Below are 18,975 nucleotides of genomic sequence, written 5' to 3'. Positions count from 1 at the left end.
GCCGGGATAGTTCCTGGTCAGCCGACCCGTTCGATGGTGTAGCGGACAAGGCGGGTGAGGGCCTCGTTGGCCGGGCCCGCCGGGAGGGCGGCCAGTTCGGCGTCGGCGAGGTCGGCGTATTCCTGGAGCTTGGCCTTGGCCTTGGCCATGCCGGGTGAGCGACGCAGCAATTCCAGCGCCTCCTCGACCTCGGCGTCGGTGTCCAGCGGGTGGTCCAGCAGCGTGCGCAGGCGGTCGCTGTCGGCGCCGGACTCGCGCAGGGCGTAGAGGACGGGCAGGGTGTGCACGCCCTCGCGCAGGTCGGTGCCGGGAGTCTTGCCGGACTGCTCGGCCGAGGACGAGATGTCGATGATGTCGTCGGAGATCTGGAAGGCGGTGCCGACGGCGTCACCGAGGCGGGCCAGCCGCTCGACGTGCTCGGGGCCCGCGCCGGAGAAGGTGCCACCGAAGCGGCCCGCGGCGGCGATGAGCGAGCCGGTCTTCTCCCAGACCACGCGCAGGTAGTGCTCGACCGGGTCCTGGGTCTGCTTGGCACCCATGGTTTCCCGCATCTGGCCGGTGACCAGCTCGGCGAAGGTCTCGGCGATGATCCGGACCGCGTCGGGGCCGAGCGTCGAGGTGAGGCGGGAGGCGTGGGCGAACAGGTAGTCGCCTGCCAGGATCGCGATGTTGTTGCCCCACCGCGCGTTGACGCTGACCGCGCCGCGCCGCTGGGGCGCCTCGTCCATCACGTCGTCGTGGTAGAGCGTGGCCAGGTGCACCAGCTCCACCACCGTGCCCGCGGTGACCAGGGCCGGATCGGTGGGATTGGGACCGAGCTGACCGGTGAGCACGGTGAACAGCGGCCGGAAGCGCTTGCCGCCCGCGCGCGCGAGATGCAGCGCCGCTTCCTGCAGGAATTCCGCACCGTCGGAGAGTTCGTCGACGAGCAGTTTCTCGACCGCGGCCAGCCCGTCGCGCACGGTGGCGGCGAGTTCGGGATCGACGAGATCGACCCCGGCAACCACGGTGCTCTCGTCGCTCACAGCCGATGTGCTCATTATCTTCTCCCAGCGATGCGTCCGACCCCGACGGGTAGCAACCTAGCGTGTTCCGGCGCCAGGGCCGATGAACACGGTCACACAGTGACTATTCCCGGTGTACCCGACACTCTCGCACAGCGGCCGGGGGTGCCAGTATTGAGCCATGGGTTCACCGGATCTCACCCCCGCCGACCACGCGCCGCTGCCCGCCCACGTCGAGGTGCTGGTGGTCGGGGCCGGACCCGCGGGATCGGCGTCGGCGGCCTGGGCCGCGCGGGCCGGACGCGATGTCCTGCTGCTCGATTCCGCGGTCTTCCCCCGGGACAAGACCTGTGGTGACGGCTTGACACCGCGGGCGACCGCCGAGCTGGAGCACCTGGGTCTGGGCGAGTGGCTGCGCGCGCACACGGTGAATCACGGGCTGCGGATGGCCGGCTTCGGCCGGGAGGCGCTGCTGCCCTGGCCGGGCGGGTCGTTCCCGACCTACGGGAGTGCCGTTCCCCGAACCGAACTCGACGACAAACTGCGCGAGACCGCGATCAAATCGGGTGCGCGGATGGTCGACGGCGCCAAGGTCACCGAGGTGCTGCGCGAGGGCGAGCGGGTCGGCGGGGTGACCGTGCGGATCGGCGAGACCACCCACACCGTGCGCTGCCGGGTGCTGGTGGTTGCCGACGGAGTGCGCTCCCCCATCGGAAAGCAGCTGGGCCGCACCTGGCATCGGCGCTTCGCCTACGGCACCGCCGCGCGGGCCTACATCAAGTCGGGGCGCAGCGACGATCAGTGGATCTCCTCGCACCTGGAATTGCGCAATGCCGCCGACGAGCTGGTCCCCGGCTACGGCTGGATCTTCCCGCTGGGCAACGGCGAGGTGAATATCGGCGTCGGCTCGCTGGCCACCGAGCAGCGGCCCTCGCACATCGCGCTCAAGCCGCTGATCGAGCACTACACCCGGTTGCGCCGGGAGGAGTGGGAGCTCGAGGGCGAGTTGCGCGCGGTCGCGTCGGCGCTGCTGCCGATGGGCGGTGCGGTCTCGAACGTGGCCGGGGTGAACTGGGTCCTGGTCGGCGACGCCGCGGGCTGCGTGAACCCGCTCAACGGCGAGGGCATCGACTACGGCCTCGAAGGCGGGCACCTGCTGGCCGGGCTGCTCGACGAGCCCGATCTGAGCCGGGTCTGGCCGCGCCTGCTGCGCGAGCGCTACGGCCGGACCTTCTCGGTGGCACGCAGGCTGGCCGGGCTGGCCACGCACCCGAAGATGGTCCCGCTCGGCGGCCCGCCGGTGATGCGCTCGAAGTACCTGCAGCGCACGGCGGTTCGGGTGATGGGCAATCTGGTGACCGACGAGGACGCCGACCTCACCGCCCGCGCCTGGCGAGCCGCGGGCCTGGCCTCGCTGCGCGCCGACGAACTGCCACCGTTCAGCTGACGACGCTGTGAGCGGGACGGCGCGTCGACCGGTCCTTGCCCTGCTGCCGCATCTGCGCAGGGCCCGCGATCTGATCGATCAGCGCTACGCCGACCCGCTCGATCTGGACGACCTCGCCCGCGCGGCCGGGGTCTCCAAGTACCACTTCCTGCGCGCGTTCACGGCCGTGTACGGGCGCACGCCGGGCGCCTATCTGGCCGAGCGGCGGATCGAGCGGGCCCAGGACCTGCTGCGGGCGACCAACCTGACCGTCACCGAGGTGTGCATGTTGGTCGGGTACTCCAGCCTCGGCTCGTTCAGCAGCAGGTTCCGTCAGCTGGTCGGGGTCACGCCGAGCGAGTACCAGGCCAGGTTCGCCGACGGCGCGCCGCACATTCCGGGCTGCTACGTCTTCATGCACGGGCTCTCCGACCGGGTCCGGCCCGACACCGCAATTTCGGAGAAGCCCGGCGGCACCGGCCCGTCCTAGCCTCGGGTCATGACAACGATCACGAACGTTTCCCTGGTCACCGTGTATGTGACCGATCAGGACGCCGCCAAGCAGTGGTACATCGATAAGCTCGGATTCGTCGAGACGGCGGATGTGAGCATGGGCGACAACGGCTTCCGGTGGGTGACCGTCGCCCATCCGGAGCACACCGAACTCGAGGTCACGCTGATGGTGCCGGGGCCACCGCTGACCGACGACCTGGCCGAGGCGATCCGGCGGGCCCTCGCCGACGGCACGCACGGCGCGCTCGGGCTGCGCACCGCGGACTGTCAGAAGACCTTCGAAGAGCTCACCGCCAAGGGCGTCGAGTTCATCCAGCCGCCCGCCGCGCGGCCGTACGGCACCGAGGCCATCATCCGCGACAACTCGGGCAACTGGCTGGTCCTGGTCGAGCCGAGCGCGTGAGCGCGGTGCCGCCCGGCCCGGCGGGCGGCACCTTCCGGCGATCTATCTGGTGGCGAAGCGGTTCTCGATGAACTTGCGTTCACTGTTGAGCACGCGCTGGTGCAGCTGCTCGGCCAGCGGCTCGATCGCGCCGCCGACCAGCGGCACCTTCACGGTGACGGTGCCGACGACCTCGATCTCACTGCCTTCGGCGGTGGGACGCAGTTCATAGGTGCCCGACATCTCGGTATTGATGCCGCCGGTCTTGCCGGTGAAGCTGCCCTTGGCGACCTCGCCCTGCAGCGGCTGCCAGTTGTCGGTCCTGGACAGCACCAGATCGCTCTTGAGCACCTTGCGGACCAGGCCGGGGACCTTGTCCCGGCCGGGCGTTTCAGTCATATGGAGGCGAATCGAACCCGGCCCGTCGGGATGGGAGAGTTCGAGGGTCGCGGTCTCGGCGGCAGCGAATCGCTCCTGCCAGACCGCATCGTCGACGAGTGCCCGGTGAAGATCTTCGACCGGGACTGCGTAGGGCACGGTGAAGCTGAATTTTCGGGACATGGCGGCAACGGTACTGTGTGCCGGGTGTCGGATGTGAGCCTGTCGGAGCGGCGGACCAAGCGCCTGCGACGGGCGCGGACGTCGGTGCTGGGCGTGGCCACCGTGATCAGCGTGCTGATGGTGCTGCTGGTTCTCGCGGCCTGGCGCAACGACTTCGAGATCGAGCATCATCGCGGCACCACCTCCGGCGAGGTGCTCTCGGCGGGCAGGCTGCGGTCGGCGGTCATGTACGTGACGCCGGACAGCGTCACGCACAATCCGAAGGTCGGCATCCTGTATCCGACCAATCTGACGGCCGGGCAGCGGATCAATGTCGAGTACAGCACCCGCGACCCCGATCTGGTCCGGGTCGCCGGGCGCGACGCCCGGGTGGCGATCATCCCCGCGGCGTCGGTGATCGTGGTGGTCTGGGCGCTGGCGCTGCCGGTGCTGTGGCTCATCCGGCGCAAGCAGCGCGAGGCGTAACTTCGCCTGCTGTTCGTCCCGGCTTCACGTCTGTGTGGGGGTGTCGCGCGGTGTGGCGGTCACCCTGAGGTGGTGCGCGTAGCCATCGTGGCGGAGTCCTTCCTGCCGAACATGAACGGCGTCGTCAACTCCGTGTTGCGGGTGTTGGACCACCTGGACCAGCACGGACACGACGCGATGATCGTGGCACCCGACACCCTGCGCGGCGCACCACCCGCACCCCGCTTCCACGGCCGCTTCCCGGTGCACCGCGTGCCCGCGATGATGGTGCCGAAGGTCAGCTCGCTGCCGGTGGGGCTGCCGCAGCCCGGGATCACCGCCGCCATCGCCGCCTTCGATCCCGATGTGGTGCATCTGGCCTCGCCGTTCCTGCTCGGCGCAGGCGGGCTGGCCGCGGCGACCCGGCTCGATCTGCCCTCGATCGCGGTGTATCAGACCGATGTCGCCGGTTTCGCCAAGAGTTACGGCCTCGGCCTGGCCGCCCGCGCCGCCTGGGCGTGGACGCGCCGGATCCACGAGGGCGCCACCCGCACGCTGGCGCCGTCCTCGGCGGCCGCCCAGGACCTGGCCGAGCACGGCATCCCCCGGGTGCACCGGTGGGGACGCGGCGTCGACATCGACCGGTTCAACCCCGCCGCGCGCAGCGCCGACCTGCGGGCGAGCTGGCTGGGCGACGAAGACCGGCTGGTGGTCGGCTTCGTCGGCAGGCTCGCGCCGGAGAAGCACGTCGACCGGCTCGCGGCGCTGGCGGGCGATCCGTCGATCCAGCTGGTCGTCGTGGGTGACGGCCCGGAACGCGCGCGGCTGAGCAGGCTGATGCCCGGCGCGGTGTTCACCGGCGAGCTCGGCGGCAGCGAACTGGCCACGCACTACGCGAGCCTGGACGTGATGGTGCATCCGGGCGAGCACGAGACGTTCTGCCAGGGCGTGCAGGAGGCGCTGTCCTCCGGTGTGCCGGTGATCGGTCCGGACGCGGGCGGGCCGCGCGATCTGATCGCGCACTGCCGCAACGGCTACCTGCTGCCGGTCGACCGCTTCGCCGAACTGCTGCCCAGCGCGGTGTCGGCCCTGCGCGACCAGGGCCAGCGCGCCCGGTTCGCGACGGCGGCCCGCAAGTCGGTGCTGCACCGCACCTGGCCCGCGATCTGCACCGAACTGATGACCCACTACGCCGAGGTGACCGGCATGCGGGACCGCTTGCCGCGCTCGGCGTAGAGCGCCGGGACGCGCGCCGGATAAGCTCGAATCGTGGCGACAACAGAGCAGCGGGAACCGATTCGGGCATCGCTGGACAAGCAACCCCACGAGGTCGCGTCGATGTTCGACGGTGTGGCCAAGCGCTACGACCTCACCAACACGGTCATCTCCGCGGGCCAGGATCGATACTGGCGGTGGGCGACGCGCCGCGCGCTCGGATTGCGGCCGGGTGAGCGGGTTCTCGACCTCGCCGCGGGCACCGGCGTCTCGACCGTCGAGCTCGGCAAGTCGGGCGCCTGGTGCGTGGCCACCGACTTCTCCCAGGGCATGCTGGCCGCGGGCCGGTTCCGTCAGGTGCCGATGGTCGCCGGTGACGCGATGGCCTTGCCCTTCGCCGACGACTCCTTCGACGCGGTGACCATCTCCTTCGGCCTGCGCAATGTCGCCGATATCGACCTCGCGCTGCGCGAGATGCTGCGGGTGACCAAGCCGGGCGGCCGGGTGGTGGTGTGCGAGTTCTCCACGCCGGTGTTCGGGCCGTTCCGCACCGTCTACATGGAGTACCTGATGAAGGCGCTGCCGCGGGTGGCGCGCGCGGTCAGCTCCAACCCCGACGCCTACGTCTACCTGGCCGAGTCCATCCGCGCGTGGCCGAACCAGCGCAGGCTGGCCCGGCGCATCGCCGACGCCGGGTGGGATTCGGTGCAGTGGCGCGACCTCACCGGCGGTGTGGTGGCGCTGCACCGCGGCTACAAACTGGGCTGAACCGCCCCGATCCCGGGGTGAGTCCCGTCACCCCGGGGCCGTGCGCGACGCGCGGCGGTGCGCCGGAATGCGCCCTGATCAGGCCCGATATTCGCGGCCGGACCTCACGACCGAAATTTTGACGTGTGAGGTCGATTGTCACCTGGACATAACGTTCGGTAAATCGAGCGCAACGACAGGTGCGGATGATCGAAGGCATGACAGGGGAAGCTGACATCCGCGACACGGACACTGTGCGTTCACAGTGCTCGTACTGCGGCGTCGGCTGCGGCATCACCGTCCAGACCAAGACCGATCAGTCGGGTGCGCGGTTGATCGCCAAGGTCAGCGGCGACAAGCTGCATCCGGCGAACGCGGGCAGGCTGTGCACCAAGGGCGCGACGCACGCCGAGATGATGGCCGCCCCCGGCCGGATGGACACCGCCTACCACCGCCCCGAGCGCGGCCAGGTCCCCGTCCCGCTGCCGGTCGACGAGGCCGTCCACGAAACCGCCACCCGGCTGCGCGCCATCCTCGACGAGCACGGGCCCGACGCGATCGCCCTCTACGTCTCCGGACAGATGTCGCTCGAGGCCCAGTACCTGGCGACCAAGCTGGCCAAGGGCTATCTGCGCACCAAGCACATCGAGGCCAACTCCCGGCTGTGCATGGCCAGCGCGGGCACCGGCTACAAGCAGTCCCTCGGTGCCGACGGCCCGCCTGGCTCCTACGACGACTTCGAGCACGCCGACCTGTTCCTCGTCTCCGGCGCGAACATGGCCGACTGCCACCCGATCCTCTACCTGCGGATGGCCGACCGGCTCAAGGCCGGCGCCAAGCTGATCGTGGTCGACCCGCGCCGCACCGACACCGCAGCCCGCGCCGACCTGTTCCTGCAGATCGCGCCCGGCACCGACCTCGCGCTGCTCAACGGCCTGCTGCACCTGCTCATCGCCGACGGCGCGATCGACACCGCGTTCATCGCCGAGCACACCGAGGGCTGGGACGCGATGCCCGAGTTCCTCGCCGACTACCCGCCCGCCCGGGTCGCCGAGCTCACCGGCCTGGCCGAGGCCGACATCCGGACCGCGGCGACGATGATCGCCGAGGCGGGCGAGTGGATGTCGCTGTGGACGATGGGACTCAACCAGTCGACCCACGGCACCTGGAACACCAACGCCCTGGTGAACCTGCACCTGGCGACCGGCGCGATCTGCCGCCCCGGCAGCGGCCCGTTCTCGCTCACGGGCCAGCCCAATGCCATGGGCGGACGCGAGATGGGCTACATGGGTCCCGGTCTGCCCGGCCAGCGCAGCCTGCTCTCCCCCGCCGACCGGACCTTCGTCGAGACCGCGTGGGATCTGCCCGCCGACACCCTGCGCACCGAGGCGGGCCCCGGCACCATCGACATGTTCCGCGGCCTGGCCGACGGCGAGATCAAGGCCGCGTGGATCATCTGCACCAATCCCGTCGCCACCGTGGCCAATCGCAAGACGGTGATCGCGGGGCTGGAGGCGGCCGAGCTGGTCGTGGTGCAGGACGCCTACACCGAGACCGCCACCAACGCCTACGCCGATCTGCTGCTGCCCGCCACGCTGTGGGCCGAGGCCGACGCGGTGATGGTGAACTCCGAGCGCAATGTCACCCTGCTCCAGCAATCCGTCGATCCGATCGGCGACGCGCGGCCGGACTGGCTGCTGATCGCGCAGGTCGCCACGGCCATGGGCTTCCCCGGATTCGACTTCGCCTCGAGCGCCGAGGTTTTCGCCGAGATCCAGCGCTTCACCAATCCGGCCACGGGCTACGACCTGAGCGGCATGAGCTACGAGCGGTTGCGTGAAGGCCCGATGCAGTGGCCGTGCAACGACAGCGCCGCACCGCGCAATCCGATCCGCTATCTCAACGACGGCGTACACCAGCCGCTGCACGTCGAATCCGACGGCACCACACCGCGACTGGCGTTCGCGACCCCGAGCAGGCGCGCGGTGTTCTTCCCCCGCCCGCACCTGCCCGCCGCCGAACTGCCCGACGACGACTACCCGTTCCTGCTGAACACCGGCCGGTTGCAGCATCAGTGGCACACGATGACCAAGACCGGCAAGGTCGCCAAGCTGACCAAGCTCAACGGCGCTCCCTTCGTCGAAGTGCATCCCGAGGATGCGCGAAATCTGGATCTGCAGCCCGGCGACCAGCTCGAAATCGCCTCGCGCCGTGGCCGTGCCGTGCTGCCGGTGCAGATCAGCGATCGGGTCCGGCCCGGCGATTGCTTCGCTCCTTTCCACTGGAACGACGAACAGGGCGAATATCTGACGATCAACGCCGTCACCAACGACGCGGTGGATCCCGCCTCGCTGCAACCGGAGTTCAAGGCGTGCGCGGTGGCGTTGCGCCGGGTCGGGCCCGCCGCCGCTCCCGAGCAGGCGCCGGCCCAGCCCACCCAGCTGTCCGCCCCGCCGAGCGCGCATCCGCTGGCCGGGATCCTCGGCCTCGACGCGGGCGCCTCGCCGACACTCAGTGAGACCGAGCGCATCTACCTCGGCGGATACCTCGCCGCGTTGCAGTCGCTGCCGGTGTCCGGGCAGCCGGTGCTGCCCGCGAGCGCGCCGCTCTCGGCCCAGTCCCGTCTCTGGGTCGACGGGCTGCTGGCCGGGATGTACTCCCGCACCTCCGGCGCCACCGCCGACGCTCCGGCCGCCGATGCTCCGGCGGCCGCCCCGGTGACGGTCCTGTGGGCATCGCAGACCGGCAATGCCGAGGAACTCGCGGCCACCGTCGCCGCGCGCCTGTCCGCCGCCGGATTCCTGCCGTCGCTGCTCGACATGGATTCCTGCGAGCTGTCGGCGCTCACCGGCGACATCCTCATCGTCACCAGCACCTTCGGTGACGGCGGCCCGCCCGACAACGGCGCCGACTTCTGGAGCAGGCTCGAGGACAGCATCGTCCGGCTCAACGACGTCCGCTACGCGGTCTTCGCCCTCGGCGACTCCTCCTACGACGACTTCTGTGGTCACGGCCGCAAACTCGACCGCCTCTTCGCCGCGCGCGGCGCCAAGCCGCTGGTGCCCCGCGTCGACAGCGAACCCGACTTCGCCGATGCCGCCGAGCAGTGGCTCGACGACGTGCTCGCCGCGCTCGGCGGGTCGACGCCAGGCGACGACACCCCGCCGGAGGGGCCGGGCATCGACACCCCGGAGCCACACCAGGTTTCCGGCTCGTCGCTGCCCCAGCCGACCGGTCGCGGCGGCGCGATCGTGCTCGATCGCCCGCTCGCGCCGGCGCCCACCCGGGTCAAGCGCACCGCACCCGCGCCCTTCACCCGCCAGTCCCCGGTCCGAGCGATGCTGATGCGCAACGAAATCCTCAGCGCGCCGGGTTCGCCGAAGGAGGTGCGCCGCTTCGGTTTCGACCTGCACGACCTCGACGCCAGCTACGAGGTCGGTGATTCGCTGGGCGTCCTGCCCGCCAACGGCCCGGAGCTCGTCGAGGAGTGGCTCACCGCGACCGGCTTGGACGGCCGCCGCGTGATCGAGCTCGACGACCGCGAGCTCACCCTCGCCGAGGCACTGCGCACCCACTACGACATCACCAAGGTGAGCCAGGACCTGCTCGGCTTCATCGCCGAACGCAATCCGCACCCGCAGCTGGCCAAGCTGCTGCGGCGCGACAACCGCAACGAACTGGCCAACTACCTGTGGGACCGGCAAGCCGCCGACGTGCTGCGTGACTTCCCGGTGCGCACCGATCTGGTCGACTGGCTCGGCACCATGAAAAAGCTGCAGCCGCGCCAGTATTCGATCTCCTCCAGCCCACTGACCACCCCCGACGAAGTGCAGCTGACCGTCGGCGTCGTCCGCTACGGCGAGCCGGCGGGCAACTCCGCCCGGCGCGGCGGCGTGTGCTCGACCTTCCTCGCCGACCGGGCCGGCGCCGAGGTGCCGATCTTCCTGCAGCGCGCGCCGCACTTCCGTCCGCCGCTGGACCCGAACGCCCCGATGATCATGGTGGGCCCCGGCACCGGTATCGCCCCCTTCCGTGGATTCCTGCACGAACGCCGGGCCATGGGCGCGACCGGGCGCAACTGGCTGTTCTTCGGCGACCAGCACGCCGCCCAGAACTTCTACTACCGGGCCGAGCTGGAGGACATGTTCCGCTCCGGCTTCCTCACCCGGCTGGACCTGGCCTTCTCCCGCGATCAGCGCGAGCGGGTCTACGTCCAGCACCGGATGATCGAGCACGGCGCCGAGCTGTGGTCGTGGCTGCGCGACGGCGGCCACTTCTACGTCTGCGGCGACGCGGCCCGGATGGCCAAGGATGTCGACGACACCCTGCTGCGCATCGCCCAGATCCACGGGAAGCTGGACGAGGCCGGTGCCCTGGCCTTCAAGAAGCAGCTGGTCGCCGAGAAGCGCTACGTCCGCGACGTGTACTGATCACGCCGCCCGGACGGTCGGCGGATTCAGCCGGGTGAAGTCAGGCAGCCGGTGGTACGGGTAGTACGGGTACGGCGGCGTGGTCGCGCTCGCGGCGTCGAGGGCAGTCCGATGCTCCGGTTCCAGCTCCCAGCCGACCGCGCCGAGGTTCTGGCGCAGCTGTTCCTCGTTGCGGGCGCCGATCAGCACGCTGGCGACGGTGGGGCGGGTGAGCAGCCAGTTGAGGGCGATCTGCGGGACGCTGCGGCCGGTCTCGGCGGCGATCCGATCGAGGACGTCGACGATGTCGTAGAGGTGTTCGTCGTCCACCGGCGGACCCGCCTGCGCGGTCTCGTGCAACCTGCTGCCCGCCGGTAGCGGCTGGCCACGACGGACCTTGCCGGTGAGCCTGCCCCAGCCCAGCGGACTCCAGACGATCGCGCCGACACCCTGATCGGCGGCGAGCGGCATGAGCTCCCACTCGTAGTCGCGGCCGACCAGCGAGTAGTACACCTGGTGCGCGACCGGCTTTTCCAGGCCGAGCGCCTCGGCGGTGGACAGCGTCTTCATCAGTTCCCAGCCGGCGAAGTTGGAGACGCCGACGTAGCGGATCTTGCCCGCGCGCACGAGATCGTCGAGGGCCGTGAGGGTTTCCGCGAGCGGGGTGCCCGCGTCGAAGGCGTGCAGCTGGAACAGATCGAGGTAGTCGGTGCCGAGCCGGCGCAGCGACGCGTCGACGGCGCGGATCAGCCGGGCCCGGCCCGCACCGGCCTCGTGTGCGCCGGGCCCGGTCGGCAGTGCGGATTTGGTCGACAGCAGCACCTGCTCGCGCCTGCCCTTGATCGCCGCGCCGAGCACCTCCTCCGAGGCGCCGTCGGAATACACGTCCGCCGTGTCGAACAGGGTGACGCCCGCCTCCAGGCTGATATCGACCAGGCGCCTGGCCTGCGCCGCGTCGGTATCGCCCCAGGCGCTGAACAGCGCGCCCCGTCCGCCGAAGGTGCCCGCGCCGAAACCGAGCGCGGGAACGTGCAGACCCGATGCGCCGAGCCGCCGGTACTCCATGAGAACTCCTAAAGGGTCTATAGTTCCGTTAACACTTCGGACAGTACACCCGTTGCGCGCTAAATGAAACTGGAGTTCCGTTATGAATCACGACATCGCCTGGCCGGGGTCCGTTCGCCCAGGTGGACGCACCGCCCGGGTCCGCGAATCGGTCCTGCAGGTGGCGGGTGATCTGATCGCCGACCGGGGCTTCGTCAGCCTCGATCTGGCGGAGGTCGCCGCGACGGCTGGCGTCGGCAAGACGACGGTCTACCGGCGCTGGCGCACACCGGCGGGCCTGGTCGCCGATCTGCTCGTCGACATGGCCGAGCAGTCGCTGCCGCGCGCCGACACCGGTGCCCTGCTCGACGACCTGACCGCCAATGCCCGGCTGGTGGCGAAGACGCTCGCCGACCCGCGCCAGGGCAATCTGTTCCGCGCCGTCATCGCCGCGGCCACCGGCGACGAGGTCACCGCCACGGCGCTGCACACCTTCTACGACACCCGGCTCACCGAGTGGGCGCCCTGTGTCGAGGACGCCGTGGCGCGCGGCGAGGCACCCGCGGGCACCGACGCGCGCGCGGTCCTGTCAGCGGTGTCGGCGCCGCTGTACTACCGGCTGCTCGCCAGCGGTGACCCCATCGACGACTGCGCCGCCGATCAGTCGGCGCGGGCGGCCACCCTCGCCACGATCGGCGGCGCCTTCGTCCGCTGAACCGGCCTACTTCGAGACGAATTCGGCCAGCGCGCGCTGGTATTCGGCGAGGTCGGGCTCGGTGTGGATCTTCGGGTTGTCGCCCTTGGTGAGCGCCGAGAACGGGCAGTCGGGCGTCGACTTGCCCGCCAGTTCGACGGTCCCGACCGTGCGGCCGGTCCGTGCCTCGCGGATGGTCACGTCGTAGCGACCCTGATAGAGCGGCAGCGTGCTGCCGGTGAACTTGCAGTCGGTGAGGAACTTGCCGTCCTCGGCCTCGTCGAGGCAGGCGATGAGCTGCACGTCGGCGGGTTTCAGCCCGCGGCCGCCCCACTCGCGCGGCGCGTCGGAACCGCCGATCTCGGCCTCCGAGGTCCCACCCACCTGCTCGTCGACGAACGCGACCACCGGATGCGGTGCGGGCCCGCCGAATTCGGCCGCGGACGGGAAGAACTTGCCGCCCATGTCATGGCAGGCCGATTCCATGTCGCGCACGTTCGCCAGCTGGCCCTCGTACTCCTTCGGCGTCCAGAAGGTCCAGTACACCGCGTAGCCGACCGCCCCGATGACGGTCACCAGCGCGATCACTCCCACCACCCTGGACTGCTTGCCGAACAGCGGACCGGTGGCTCCGGTTCGCTTGCGCACCATGGCGACCACGATCGCGATCAGCGGCGCCAGCGCCAGCAGCGCGAAGATCACGGCGACGACCACGCTGCCGTTGGTGAAGGCCATCCAGGAGAACAGCCCGGCCAGGGCCATCAGGATCAGAACGAATTGCAGCACAACGAAACCCCCCAGGTTTACCGTCAAACGTGCTGCGACCGTATCAAACCCGCCGGTCCGCTGCGATCGCAGCCGGACGCCAGCCCGGATCGCGTCCGGTCAGCCCGAGCAGGCGGTCGAACGCGGGCGCTGCATCGGGCACGGCGACGACCGGACCGAATAGCCCGGGGGTGCCGTCCGGGTCGGTGTCGCGCAGGAAGTCGAGCAGGATCGCCAGATGGTTCGGATCGACAGTCACGGACTGTCCCGTGGCGACCGCGAGATCCCAGGCGTGCACGGTGACCTCGTCGAGCGCGACGGTGGCCATGATCGCCGCGGGCAGCACGACGCCACCGGCCTCGGCGTCGCCGTCCCAGGCCGCGGGGATCCGCCAGGCCTCGGTGAGCGCGGCGAGCTGGGCGGGGATCAGGGTGCGCCAGTCGACGGCCAGCGGGCTGTCCAGGCTCGGCGGCTCCGAACGGCCGACGGACTCCTTGGTGGCGGCCTGCCGGAAGGCCTCGGTCAGCCCGACGACGTGGGCGAGCACCTGGCGCACGGTGGTGTCCTCGCACGGCGTCAGGGCGTCGAGCCGGTCGTCGGGGATCCCGGCGACGACGTCGGCGAGAGTGCGGGCGGCGAGGGCGAAGTCGAATTGCGGTTCCATGGACGCTCCTGGGCGAGGACGGACTCGGTCACCAATGCAGACGACGCGAGCCGCGCGCTCTCATCGGCGCGCGGGTTGCCGAGCGCTGCCGATCGGCGCACGCTGGATGGCGGAACGATCAGCGACACCGTGCGAGGCGACAACCGAGGAGCACCGATGATCGACTACACCGCCCGGCCGCTCGACGAAGTCCCCGAGGCCGATCGGATCGAACAGGAACAATCGGCCTTCGCCGCCGACGATCCCGACGACCCGGCGTCCTTCGATGCCGCCCGATACTCCGACGAGATGGCGGCCAATATCGACCGCGACGCCGACACCGCGAACGCCGCCGACGTGATCGAGCAGACGATCCCGGTCCCCTACGAGGACGAATTCGTCGAGGAGCCGTGACCGGCCCCGCCTAGCCCGCGATCTTGGCGCGGACGGTGGCGTGCAGTTCGCGCAGGCTGGAGCGCTCCGTCGCGACCTCGAGCACGCGCAGTCCGTGCGCGTCGCCCGCCAGCTCCACGGCCAGCTCCGCCGGGTCGACCTGGCGGTGCGGGATGCGGTAGGCCGCGCACAGGGCGGCCAGGTCCATGCCGTGCGGGGTACCGAAGACCCGCTCGAACACGCCCGCGTACTGCGGATCACCCTGTTCGAGCAGCTCGAAGATGCCGCCGCCGTCGTCGTTGGCGACGACGATGGTGAGGTTGTCGGGTCGCGGCTCGCCACGGCCGATCAGCAGGCCGGACGCGTCGTGCAGGAAGGTCAGGTCGCCCATCAGCGCGACGGTGCGGCCGGGATGGGCCAGTGCGGCGCCGACCGCGCCGGAGACGGTGCCGTCGATGCCGGCGACGCCGCGGTTGGACAGCACCCGGACACCGGGGCGCGGATGCGAGACCAGCGCCGCGTCGCGGACCGGGTTGGAGGCGCCGAGCAGCAGCTGATCGCCCTCGCGCAGCGCGTCCATGACGACGGCCGCGACGTGCAGGCCGGTGGCCTTCGGGTGGGTGGCCAGTTCGGCGCGCACCACCGATTCCGCCTGCCGGTTGAGATCGGCGCAGCGCGCCAGCCACTCCGGTCGCGGCGCGCCGGTGGTGACCGCGCGGGTACCGGTGCCGACGACATTGCCGGAGACATCGGGCCAGCGCGGGCCGGTGGTGAGCGCGAAGACGGTGACATTCGGGTCGGCGAGCACCCGCGAGACCTGCCGGTGCAGGGTCGGGCGGCCGGTGATGATCGCCTGCGTCGGCTTCAGCAGCGGCAACGCGAGCGGATGCAGGGCGGGACCGTGCATCGGCGCCGTCGGCTCGGCCACGGTCGGCAGCTCGGCGAGTTCGGGCAGCAGGCGCGCGCCGTGGCCGGAGATGACGACGGTGTCGGGCGTCAGGTCGATGTCGAGCGGCACGTCGAGGGTGGCGTACTGGGTGGCGGTCCAGGGCTGTTCGCCGTCGCGGCCGGTGGGCAGCGGATCGTCGGAGAGCTCGGGCACCAGCGGCTCGCGCAGCGGGATGTCGAACTGCACCGGACCGGCATTGCCCGACCTGGTGCCGCGGGCCGCGGCGAGCACCCGGCACACCGAGGAGCGCCAGACGCTGTTCTGGCGCGGATAGGCCGACTCCCCCGCCTCGGCTTCGGCGAGCCCGAGGCTGATGGTGGCCCGCACCTGGCTGCCGAACAGGCCCAGCTGCTCGACCGTCTGGTTGGCGCCGGTGCCGAGCATCTCGTACGGCCGGTTCGCGCTGACCACGATCAGCGGCACCCGGGCGTAGTTGGCCTCCAGCACGGCGGGGCCCAGATTGGCGACGGCGGTGCCCGAGGTCATCACGACCGGCACCGGCCGCCCGGACGACACCGCGAGCCCGACCGCGAGGAAGCCCGCGGTGCGCTCGTCGATGCGCATGTGCAGCCGCAGCTGTCCGGCCACGTCCGCCGCCTGCAGCGCGAAGGCCAGTGGGGCGTTGCGCGATCCGGGGCAGAGCACGACCTCGCGGACGCCGCCGCGCACGAGCTCGTCGACGACCACTCGTGCCTGCGCAGTTGACGGATTCACAATCCCAGAGTGTCAGACCGGACCACACGCGTCTGCCCCCGGCCCGCGTTGTCTGCGTCACCGGCCGGGCGGACCGGCCACCGCAACCGGCGGATCGGCGGTACGGTCACGTGTTTCGACCGTCCGATATCGGCACCAGCCGAAGCGTTTCCGTAATTACGTGGGAGTTATTCCGCGACCGGGTGTCCGATATGCCGAAAAAGGGGAATTCGGCGACAGATTCACCCCTGCCGCCGAATTCCGGAAAAACACACACAGATCAGCTCAGGACGCGGCGGGCGCGGGCAGCAGACCGTTGATACCGGTGATCAGGTCGATGACGTTGACCAGTGCCGAGGTACCGCCGTCGAGCGCCGAGCTGCCCGAGTCGAGCACGCCGGCGCCGGCGGCCGAACCGGTGGTCAGGGCGGCCGAACCCGAGGACAGGTCGGCGGAGCCACTGGCCAGATCGGCGGAGCCACTGAAGGATCCGGTCGCCGAACCCGAGTCGGCGCTCGCGACGGCGACGGGACCGAGGAACATCACGGCGGCGGCCGCGGCGGCACCGGTGGCGGCGAGAGTCTTGCGAGAGATCATGGGACCGAACTTCCTTCTCGAACCGAACCGAGCGGAAAGGACATTTTCCGCGTCGCGGTAATTCGCCTTCCGAATCACCTGAAATCGAACGTAATCGATTCGGAACGGAAAGAGTCAATCGCGCGGAACCGTCGCCGCGCGTCCGGAATTGTCGGCAACCCGCGATTTTCCAGCTGTTCACCGACGGCGTTGCCCGGCTCACAATCGCAGCTCCGGAATTTACCGCCGACCGGGAAATGCTGTGGCGGCGACCGCCCCGTCCCCCGTTACGTGAGTGTGGTCACCCACCGACGCGAAAGGCCGGTGCGGACGGGTTCGCACCCGGGCCGCACCGGCCTCACGTTCGATCTGACGCGGGGGCTACCCCGCCATGGGACTCAGCCCGCGTGCTTCTGCACCAGGTCGGCCACCCGCGGCAGGGCCTCGACGACGTGCTTCTTGGCCGAGCCACGCATGGAGGAGTACACCTTCTGCAGGGCGGGACGGCTCGACGCGTCGGCGCGGGCGTCGGTGACGGCCAGCAGCGACTCGGCGACCTCATCGGACTTCGAGGTCAGCAGGTCGGCGAAGGTGCCCGCACCCGAGGTGGTGTATTCGGCCCAGTACGGCTGGAGCTGATCGAGCAGCTTCGGCGCCAGCGAGGCCAGCGCATCGGGAACGATGGTCGGGCTGATCTTCTTGACCGCCGCGTAGCCACCCTTCACGGCCAGGCCGGACGCACCACCTTTGTCCGAGACCTCGGCGTCGAGAACTTCGACGGCGTCGGCGAGAAAAGCCGGACGCTTGGTGTCGTCGAGCAGGGATTCAGACAGCGCTGCAACCACTTTCAGGTTCCTCCGGATCGGTTCGTTGAACGAGCAGCCGCAACTATACGCACCGGGTCCGGGAAACACGCGCCGACCGCTCGAGCTGCGGTGTTACGACCTCGTACCGGTCCGCCGGACGGTAGGGCAATAATCAGGGTCGTGACTTTCGATCCGAAGCTGTGGCGGCCCGTCCCCGGGTTCGAGGACCTGACCGACATCACCTACCACCGACATATCGAGCAGGGCACGGTGCGGGTGGCGTTCGACCGGCCGGAGGTGCGCAACGCGTTCCGTCCGCACACCGTCGACGAGCTCTACCGCGCGCTCGATCACGCGCGGATGTCACCCGATGTCGGCGCGGTGCTGCTCACCGGCAACGGCCCCAGCCCCAAGGACGGCGGCTGGGCCTTCTGCTCCGGCGGCGACCAGCGCATCCGCGGCCGCAACGGCTACCAGTACGCCGAGGGCGAGACCGCCGACACCGTCGACACCGCGCGCGCGGGCAGGTTGCACATCCTGGAGGTCCAGCGGCTGATCCGCTTCATGCCCAAGGTCGTCATCGCGCTGGTGAACGGCTGGGCGGCCGGTGGCGGGCACAGCCTGCACGTGGTCTGCGACCTGACGCTGGCCTCGCGCGAGCACGCGCGGTTCAAGCAGACCGACGCCGATGTCGGCTCGTTCGACGGCGGCTACGGCAGCGCGTACCTGGCGAAGATGGTCGGGCAGAAGTTCGCCCGCGAGATCTTCTTCCTCGGCAGGCCGTACACGGCCGAGGAGATGCACCAGATGGGCGCGGTGAACAAGGTCGTCGACCACGACGAGCTGGAGAACCTCGCGCTGGAGTGGACCGCCGACATCAACGGCAAATCCCCGCAGGCCCAACGGATGCTGAAATACGCTTTCAACCTGCTCGACGACGGCCTGGTCGGCCAGCAGCTCTTCGCGGGCGAGGCGACCAGGATGGCGTACATGACCGACGAAGCGGTCGAGGGCCGCGACGCGTTCCTGGAGAAGCGCAAGCCCGACTGGGCGCCCTACCCCTGGTACTTCTGAGAACGGACGGCCCCATGGACATTCTCAACAGCCGGATCATCGTGCGGCCCAGCGACTATGCCACCACGCTGGCGTTCTACCGGGACGGCCTCGGCCTGGCGATCGCGCGGGAGTACCCGGGCGGCACCGTGTTCTACGCCGGACAGGGCCTGATCGAGGTCGCCGGGCACGGCGGCAGCGGCGAGCCGGGCCGGTTCGACGGCGCGATCTGGCTGCAGGTGCGCGATGTCGCCGACGCGGCGGCGGAGTTGGCGCTGAAGGGAATTGCGATCGAGCGCGCACCCGAGCTCGAGCCGTGGGGACTGTGGGAGATGTGGGTGCGCGACCCGGACGGCATCGCGATCGTTCTGGTACAGGTTCCTGCCGAACATCCGATCCGGCGGGATCCGCGCTGGTCGGCGGAGTGAACGAGTGGTTATCGCGGCGGACCCGAGTTGCCGATCCGGGTCCGGCCGCGCACGATAGCTGCGAGCAAGCGCCCGACCGCCGTCGTCCGGAGCGCAGTGCGAGTCGTCGTCCATCTACTGAATCGCAGTCGCTATGCCTGCCTTGTGGCGAACGTTATCCCGGCAAACCGACCCGTTGGCCGGGTCTCGGCCGTCGCATGACACGATCGAAGCCGTGAGGGAGCGCAGCA

Annotated in this window: 19 protein-coding genes; 11 read left to right on the top strand and 8 right to left on the bottom strand. The window is 70.2% G+C overall.

Annotation, left to right across the window (positions count from 1 at the left end):
* Positions 1–17 precede the first annotated feature (17 nt).
* Positions 18–1,040 carry a polyprenyl synthetase family protein gene (locus AB0H54_RS04075; protein ID WP_355273851.1) on the bottom strand — a complete coding sequence of 341 codons (1,023 nt, stop codon included), beginning with the start codon at positions 1,038–1,040 and terminating at the stop codon, positions 18–20.
* A gap of 145 nt (positions 1,041–1,185) precedes the next feature.
* On the opposite strand from AB0H54_RS04075, the gene AB0H54_RS04070 reads away from it, so the two are divergent.
* From AB0H54_RS04070 to AB0H54_RS04060, 3 genes are read left to right on the top strand one after another with little or no spacing between them, the layout of a single operon-like run.
* Entirely contained in the window at positions 1,186–2,451 is a 1,266-nt protein-coding gene (locus AB0H54_RS04070; protein ID WP_355273853.1) for a geranylgeranyl reductase family protein, read from the top strand.
* Positions 2,452–2,458: 7 nt separating this feature from the next.
* On the top strand, positions 2,459–2,920 hold the full coding sequence (locus AB0H54_RS04065) for an AraC family transcriptional regulator (protein ID WP_357342603.1): 462 nt from the start codon (positions 2,459–2,461) through the stop codon (positions 2,918–2,920).
* 9 nt (positions 2,921–2,929) lie between these two features.
* A complete protein-coding gene (locus AB0H54_RS04060; RefSeq protein WP_357342601.1) occupies positions 2,930–3,346 on the top strand; it encodes a VOC family protein in 417 nt (138 codons plus the stop codon).
* 42 nt (positions 3,347–3,388) lie between these two features.
* On the opposite strand, the gene AB0H54_RS04055 is transcribed toward AB0H54_RS04060, so the two are convergent.
* Positions 3,389–3,886, bottom strand: coding sequence for a DUF2505 domain-containing protein (locus tag AB0H54_RS04055; RefSeq protein ID WP_357342599.1), 498 nt, complete (start codon positions 3,884–3,886; stop codon positions 3,389–3,391).
* Positions 3,887–3,925: 39 nt separating this feature from the next.
* Here AB0H54_RS04055 and AB0H54_RS04050 point away from each other — a divergent pair, with 39 nt between their 5' ends.
* From AB0H54_RS04050 to AB0H54_RS04035, 4 genes are all read left to right on the top strand, one after another.
* Positions 3,926–4,351, top strand: a complete 426-nt coding sequence (locus AB0H54_RS04050; protein ID WP_355274640.1) for a DUF3592 domain-containing protein — start codon at positions 3,926–3,928, stop codon at positions 4,349–4,351.
* A gap of 72 nt (positions 4,352–4,423) precedes the next feature.
* Complete coding sequence (locus tag AB0H54_RS04045; protein ID WP_357342597.1) at positions 4,424–5,566, top strand: glycosyltransferase family 1 protein; 1,143 nt, start codon at positions 4,424–4,426, stop codon at positions 5,564–5,566.
* Between the two features lie 33 nt (positions 5,567–5,599).
* Entirely contained in the window at positions 5,600–6,313 is a 714-nt protein-coding gene (locus tag AB0H54_RS04040) for a demethylmenaquinone methyltransferase (RefSeq protein WP_355273866.1), read from the top strand.
* Between the two features lie 185 nt (positions 6,314–6,498).
* On the top strand, positions 6,499–10,722 hold the full coding sequence (locus AB0H54_RS04035; RefSeq protein WP_357342596.1) for a bifunctional nitrate reductase/sulfite reductase flavoprotein subunit alpha: 4,224 nt from the start codon (positions 6,499–6,501) through the stop codon (positions 10,720–10,722).
* Here AB0H54_RS04035 and AB0H54_RS04030 read toward each other — a convergent pair whose 3' ends face one another.
* Positions 10,723–11,766 (bottom strand): aldo/keto reductase, encoded by a 1,044-nt coding sequence (locus AB0H54_RS04030; protein ID WP_357342595.1) that lies wholly within the window; start codon positions 11,764–11,766, stop codon positions 10,723–10,725.
* Between the two features lie 82 nt (positions 11,767–11,848).
* Here AB0H54_RS04030 and AB0H54_RS04025 point away from each other — a divergent pair, with 82 nt between their 5' ends.
* Entirely contained in the window at positions 11,849–12,460 is a 612-nt protein-coding gene (locus AB0H54_RS04025) for a TetR/AcrR family transcriptional regulator C-terminal ligand-binding domain-containing protein (protein WP_357342593.1), read from the top strand.
* A gap of 6 nt (positions 12,461–12,466) precedes the next feature.
* On the opposite strand, the gene AB0H54_RS04020 is transcribed toward AB0H54_RS04025, so the two are convergent.
* Both AB0H54_RS04020 and AB0H54_RS04015 read right to left on the bottom strand, forming a co-directional pair.
* On the bottom strand, positions 12,467–13,225 hold the full coding sequence (locus tag AB0H54_RS04020; protein WP_357342592.1) for a hypothetical protein: 759 nt from the start codon (positions 13,223–13,225) through the stop codon (positions 12,467–12,469).
* Positions 13,226–13,268: 43 nt separating this feature from the next.
* Entirely contained in the window at positions 13,269–13,868 is a 600-nt protein-coding gene (locus tag AB0H54_RS04015; RefSeq protein ID WP_357342590.1) for a TIGR03086 family metal-binding protein, read from the bottom strand.
* A gap of 156 nt (positions 13,869–14,024) precedes the next feature.
* Between AB0H54_RS04015 and AB0H54_RS04010 the strand changes: the two genes are divergently transcribed.
* Entirely contained in the window at positions 14,025–14,261 is a 237-nt protein-coding gene (locus AB0H54_RS04010; protein ID WP_357342588.1) for a hypothetical protein, read from the top strand.
* A 10-nt stretch (positions 14,262–14,271) separates the two neighbouring features.
* Here the strand turns inward: AB0H54_RS04010 and menD are convergent, their stop codons facing one another.
* From menD to AB0H54_RS03995, 3 genes are all read right to left on the bottom strand, one after another.
* On the bottom strand, positions 14,272–15,903 hold the full coding sequence (gene menD / locus AB0H54_RS04005; protein ID WP_355273884.1) for a 2-succinyl-5-enolpyruvyl-6-hydroxy-3-cyclohexene-1-carboxylic-acid synthase: 1,632 nt from the start codon (positions 15,901–15,903) through the stop codon (positions 14,272–14,274).
* 264 nt (positions 15,904–16,167) lie between these two features.
* Complete coding sequence (locus AB0H54_RS04000) at positions 16,168–16,479, bottom strand: hypothetical protein (protein WP_355273887.1); 312 nt, start codon at positions 16,477–16,479, stop codon at positions 16,168–16,170.
* A 377-nt stretch (positions 16,480–16,856) separates the two neighbouring features.
* On the bottom strand, positions 16,857–17,303 hold the full coding sequence (locus AB0H54_RS03995) for a hypothetical protein (protein WP_355273890.1): 447 nt from the start codon (positions 17,301–17,303) through the stop codon (positions 16,857–16,859).
* Positions 17,304–17,444: 141 nt separating this feature from the next.
* On the opposite strand from AB0H54_RS03995, the gene AB0H54_RS03990 reads away from it, so the two are divergent.
* Positions 17,445–18,338 (top strand): 1,4-dihydroxy-2-naphthoyl-CoA synthase, encoded by an 894-nt coding sequence (locus AB0H54_RS03990; RefSeq protein ID WP_357342586.1) that lies wholly within the window; start codon positions 17,445–17,447, stop codon positions 18,336–18,338.
* A gap of 14 nt (positions 18,339–18,352) precedes the next feature.
* Positions 18,353–18,745: a VOC family protein gene (locus AB0H54_RS03985; RefSeq protein WP_355273895.1), complete on the top strand. Its 393-nt coding sequence runs from the start codon at positions 18,353–18,355 to the stop codon at positions 18,743–18,745.
* Positions 18,746–18,975 lie beyond the last annotated feature (230 nt).

This window comes from Nocardia sp. NPDC050718, assembly GCF_040654235.1.
Lineage (GTDB): Bacteria > Actinomycetota > Actinomycetes > Mycobacteriales > Mycobacteriaceae > Nocardia.
This window is presented reverse-complemented; position numbering and strand designations above follow the sequence as displayed.

Excerpts from the sequence above, each read along its gene's own strand:
- AB0H54_RS04070 (WP_355273853.1), top strand. The coding sequence starts at position 1,186 with ATGGGTTCACCGGATCTCACCCCCGCCGACCACGCGCCGCTGCCCGCC.
- AB0H54_RS04000 (WP_355273887.1), bottom strand. The coding sequence starts at position 16,479 with ATGATCTCTCGCAAGACTCTCGCCGCCACCGGTGCCGCCGCGGCCGCC.
- AB0H54_RS03985 (WP_355273895.1), top strand. The coding sequence starts at position 18,353 with ATGGACATTCTCAACAGCCGGATCATCGTGCGGCCCAGCGACTATGCC.
- AB0H54_RS04025 (WP_357342593.1), top strand. The coding sequence starts at position 11,849 with ATGAATCACGACATCGCCTGGCCGGGGTCCGTTCGCCCAGGTGGACGC.
- AB0H54_RS04055 (WP_357342599.1), bottom strand. The coding sequence starts at position 3,886 with ATGTCCCGAAAATTCAGCTTCACCGTGCCCTACGCAGTCCCGGTCGAA.
- AB0H54_RS04035 (WP_357342596.1), top strand. The coding sequence starts at position 6,499 with ATGATCGAAGGCATGACAGGGGAAGCTGACATCCGCGACACGGACACT.
- AB0H54_RS04075 (WP_355273851.1), bottom strand. The coding sequence starts at position 1,040 with ATGAGCACATCGGCTGTGAGCGACGAGAGCACCGTGGTTGCCGGGGTC.
- AB0H54_RS04030 (WP_357342595.1), bottom strand. The coding sequence starts at position 11,766 with ATGGAGTACCGGCGGCTCGGCGCATCGGGTCTGCACGTTCCCGCGCTC.
- AB0H54_RS04010 (WP_357342588.1), top strand. The coding sequence starts at position 14,025 with ATGATCGACTACACCGCCCGGCCGCTCGACGAAGTCCCCGAGGCCGAT.
- AB0H54_RS04060 (WP_357342601.1), top strand. The coding sequence starts at position 2,930 with ATGACAACGATCACGAACGTTTCCCTGGTCACCGTGTATGTGACCGAT.
- AB0H54_RS04015 (WP_357342590.1), bottom strand. The coding sequence starts at position 13,868 with ATGGAACCGCAATTCGACTTCGCCCTCGCCGCCCGCACTCTCGCCGAC.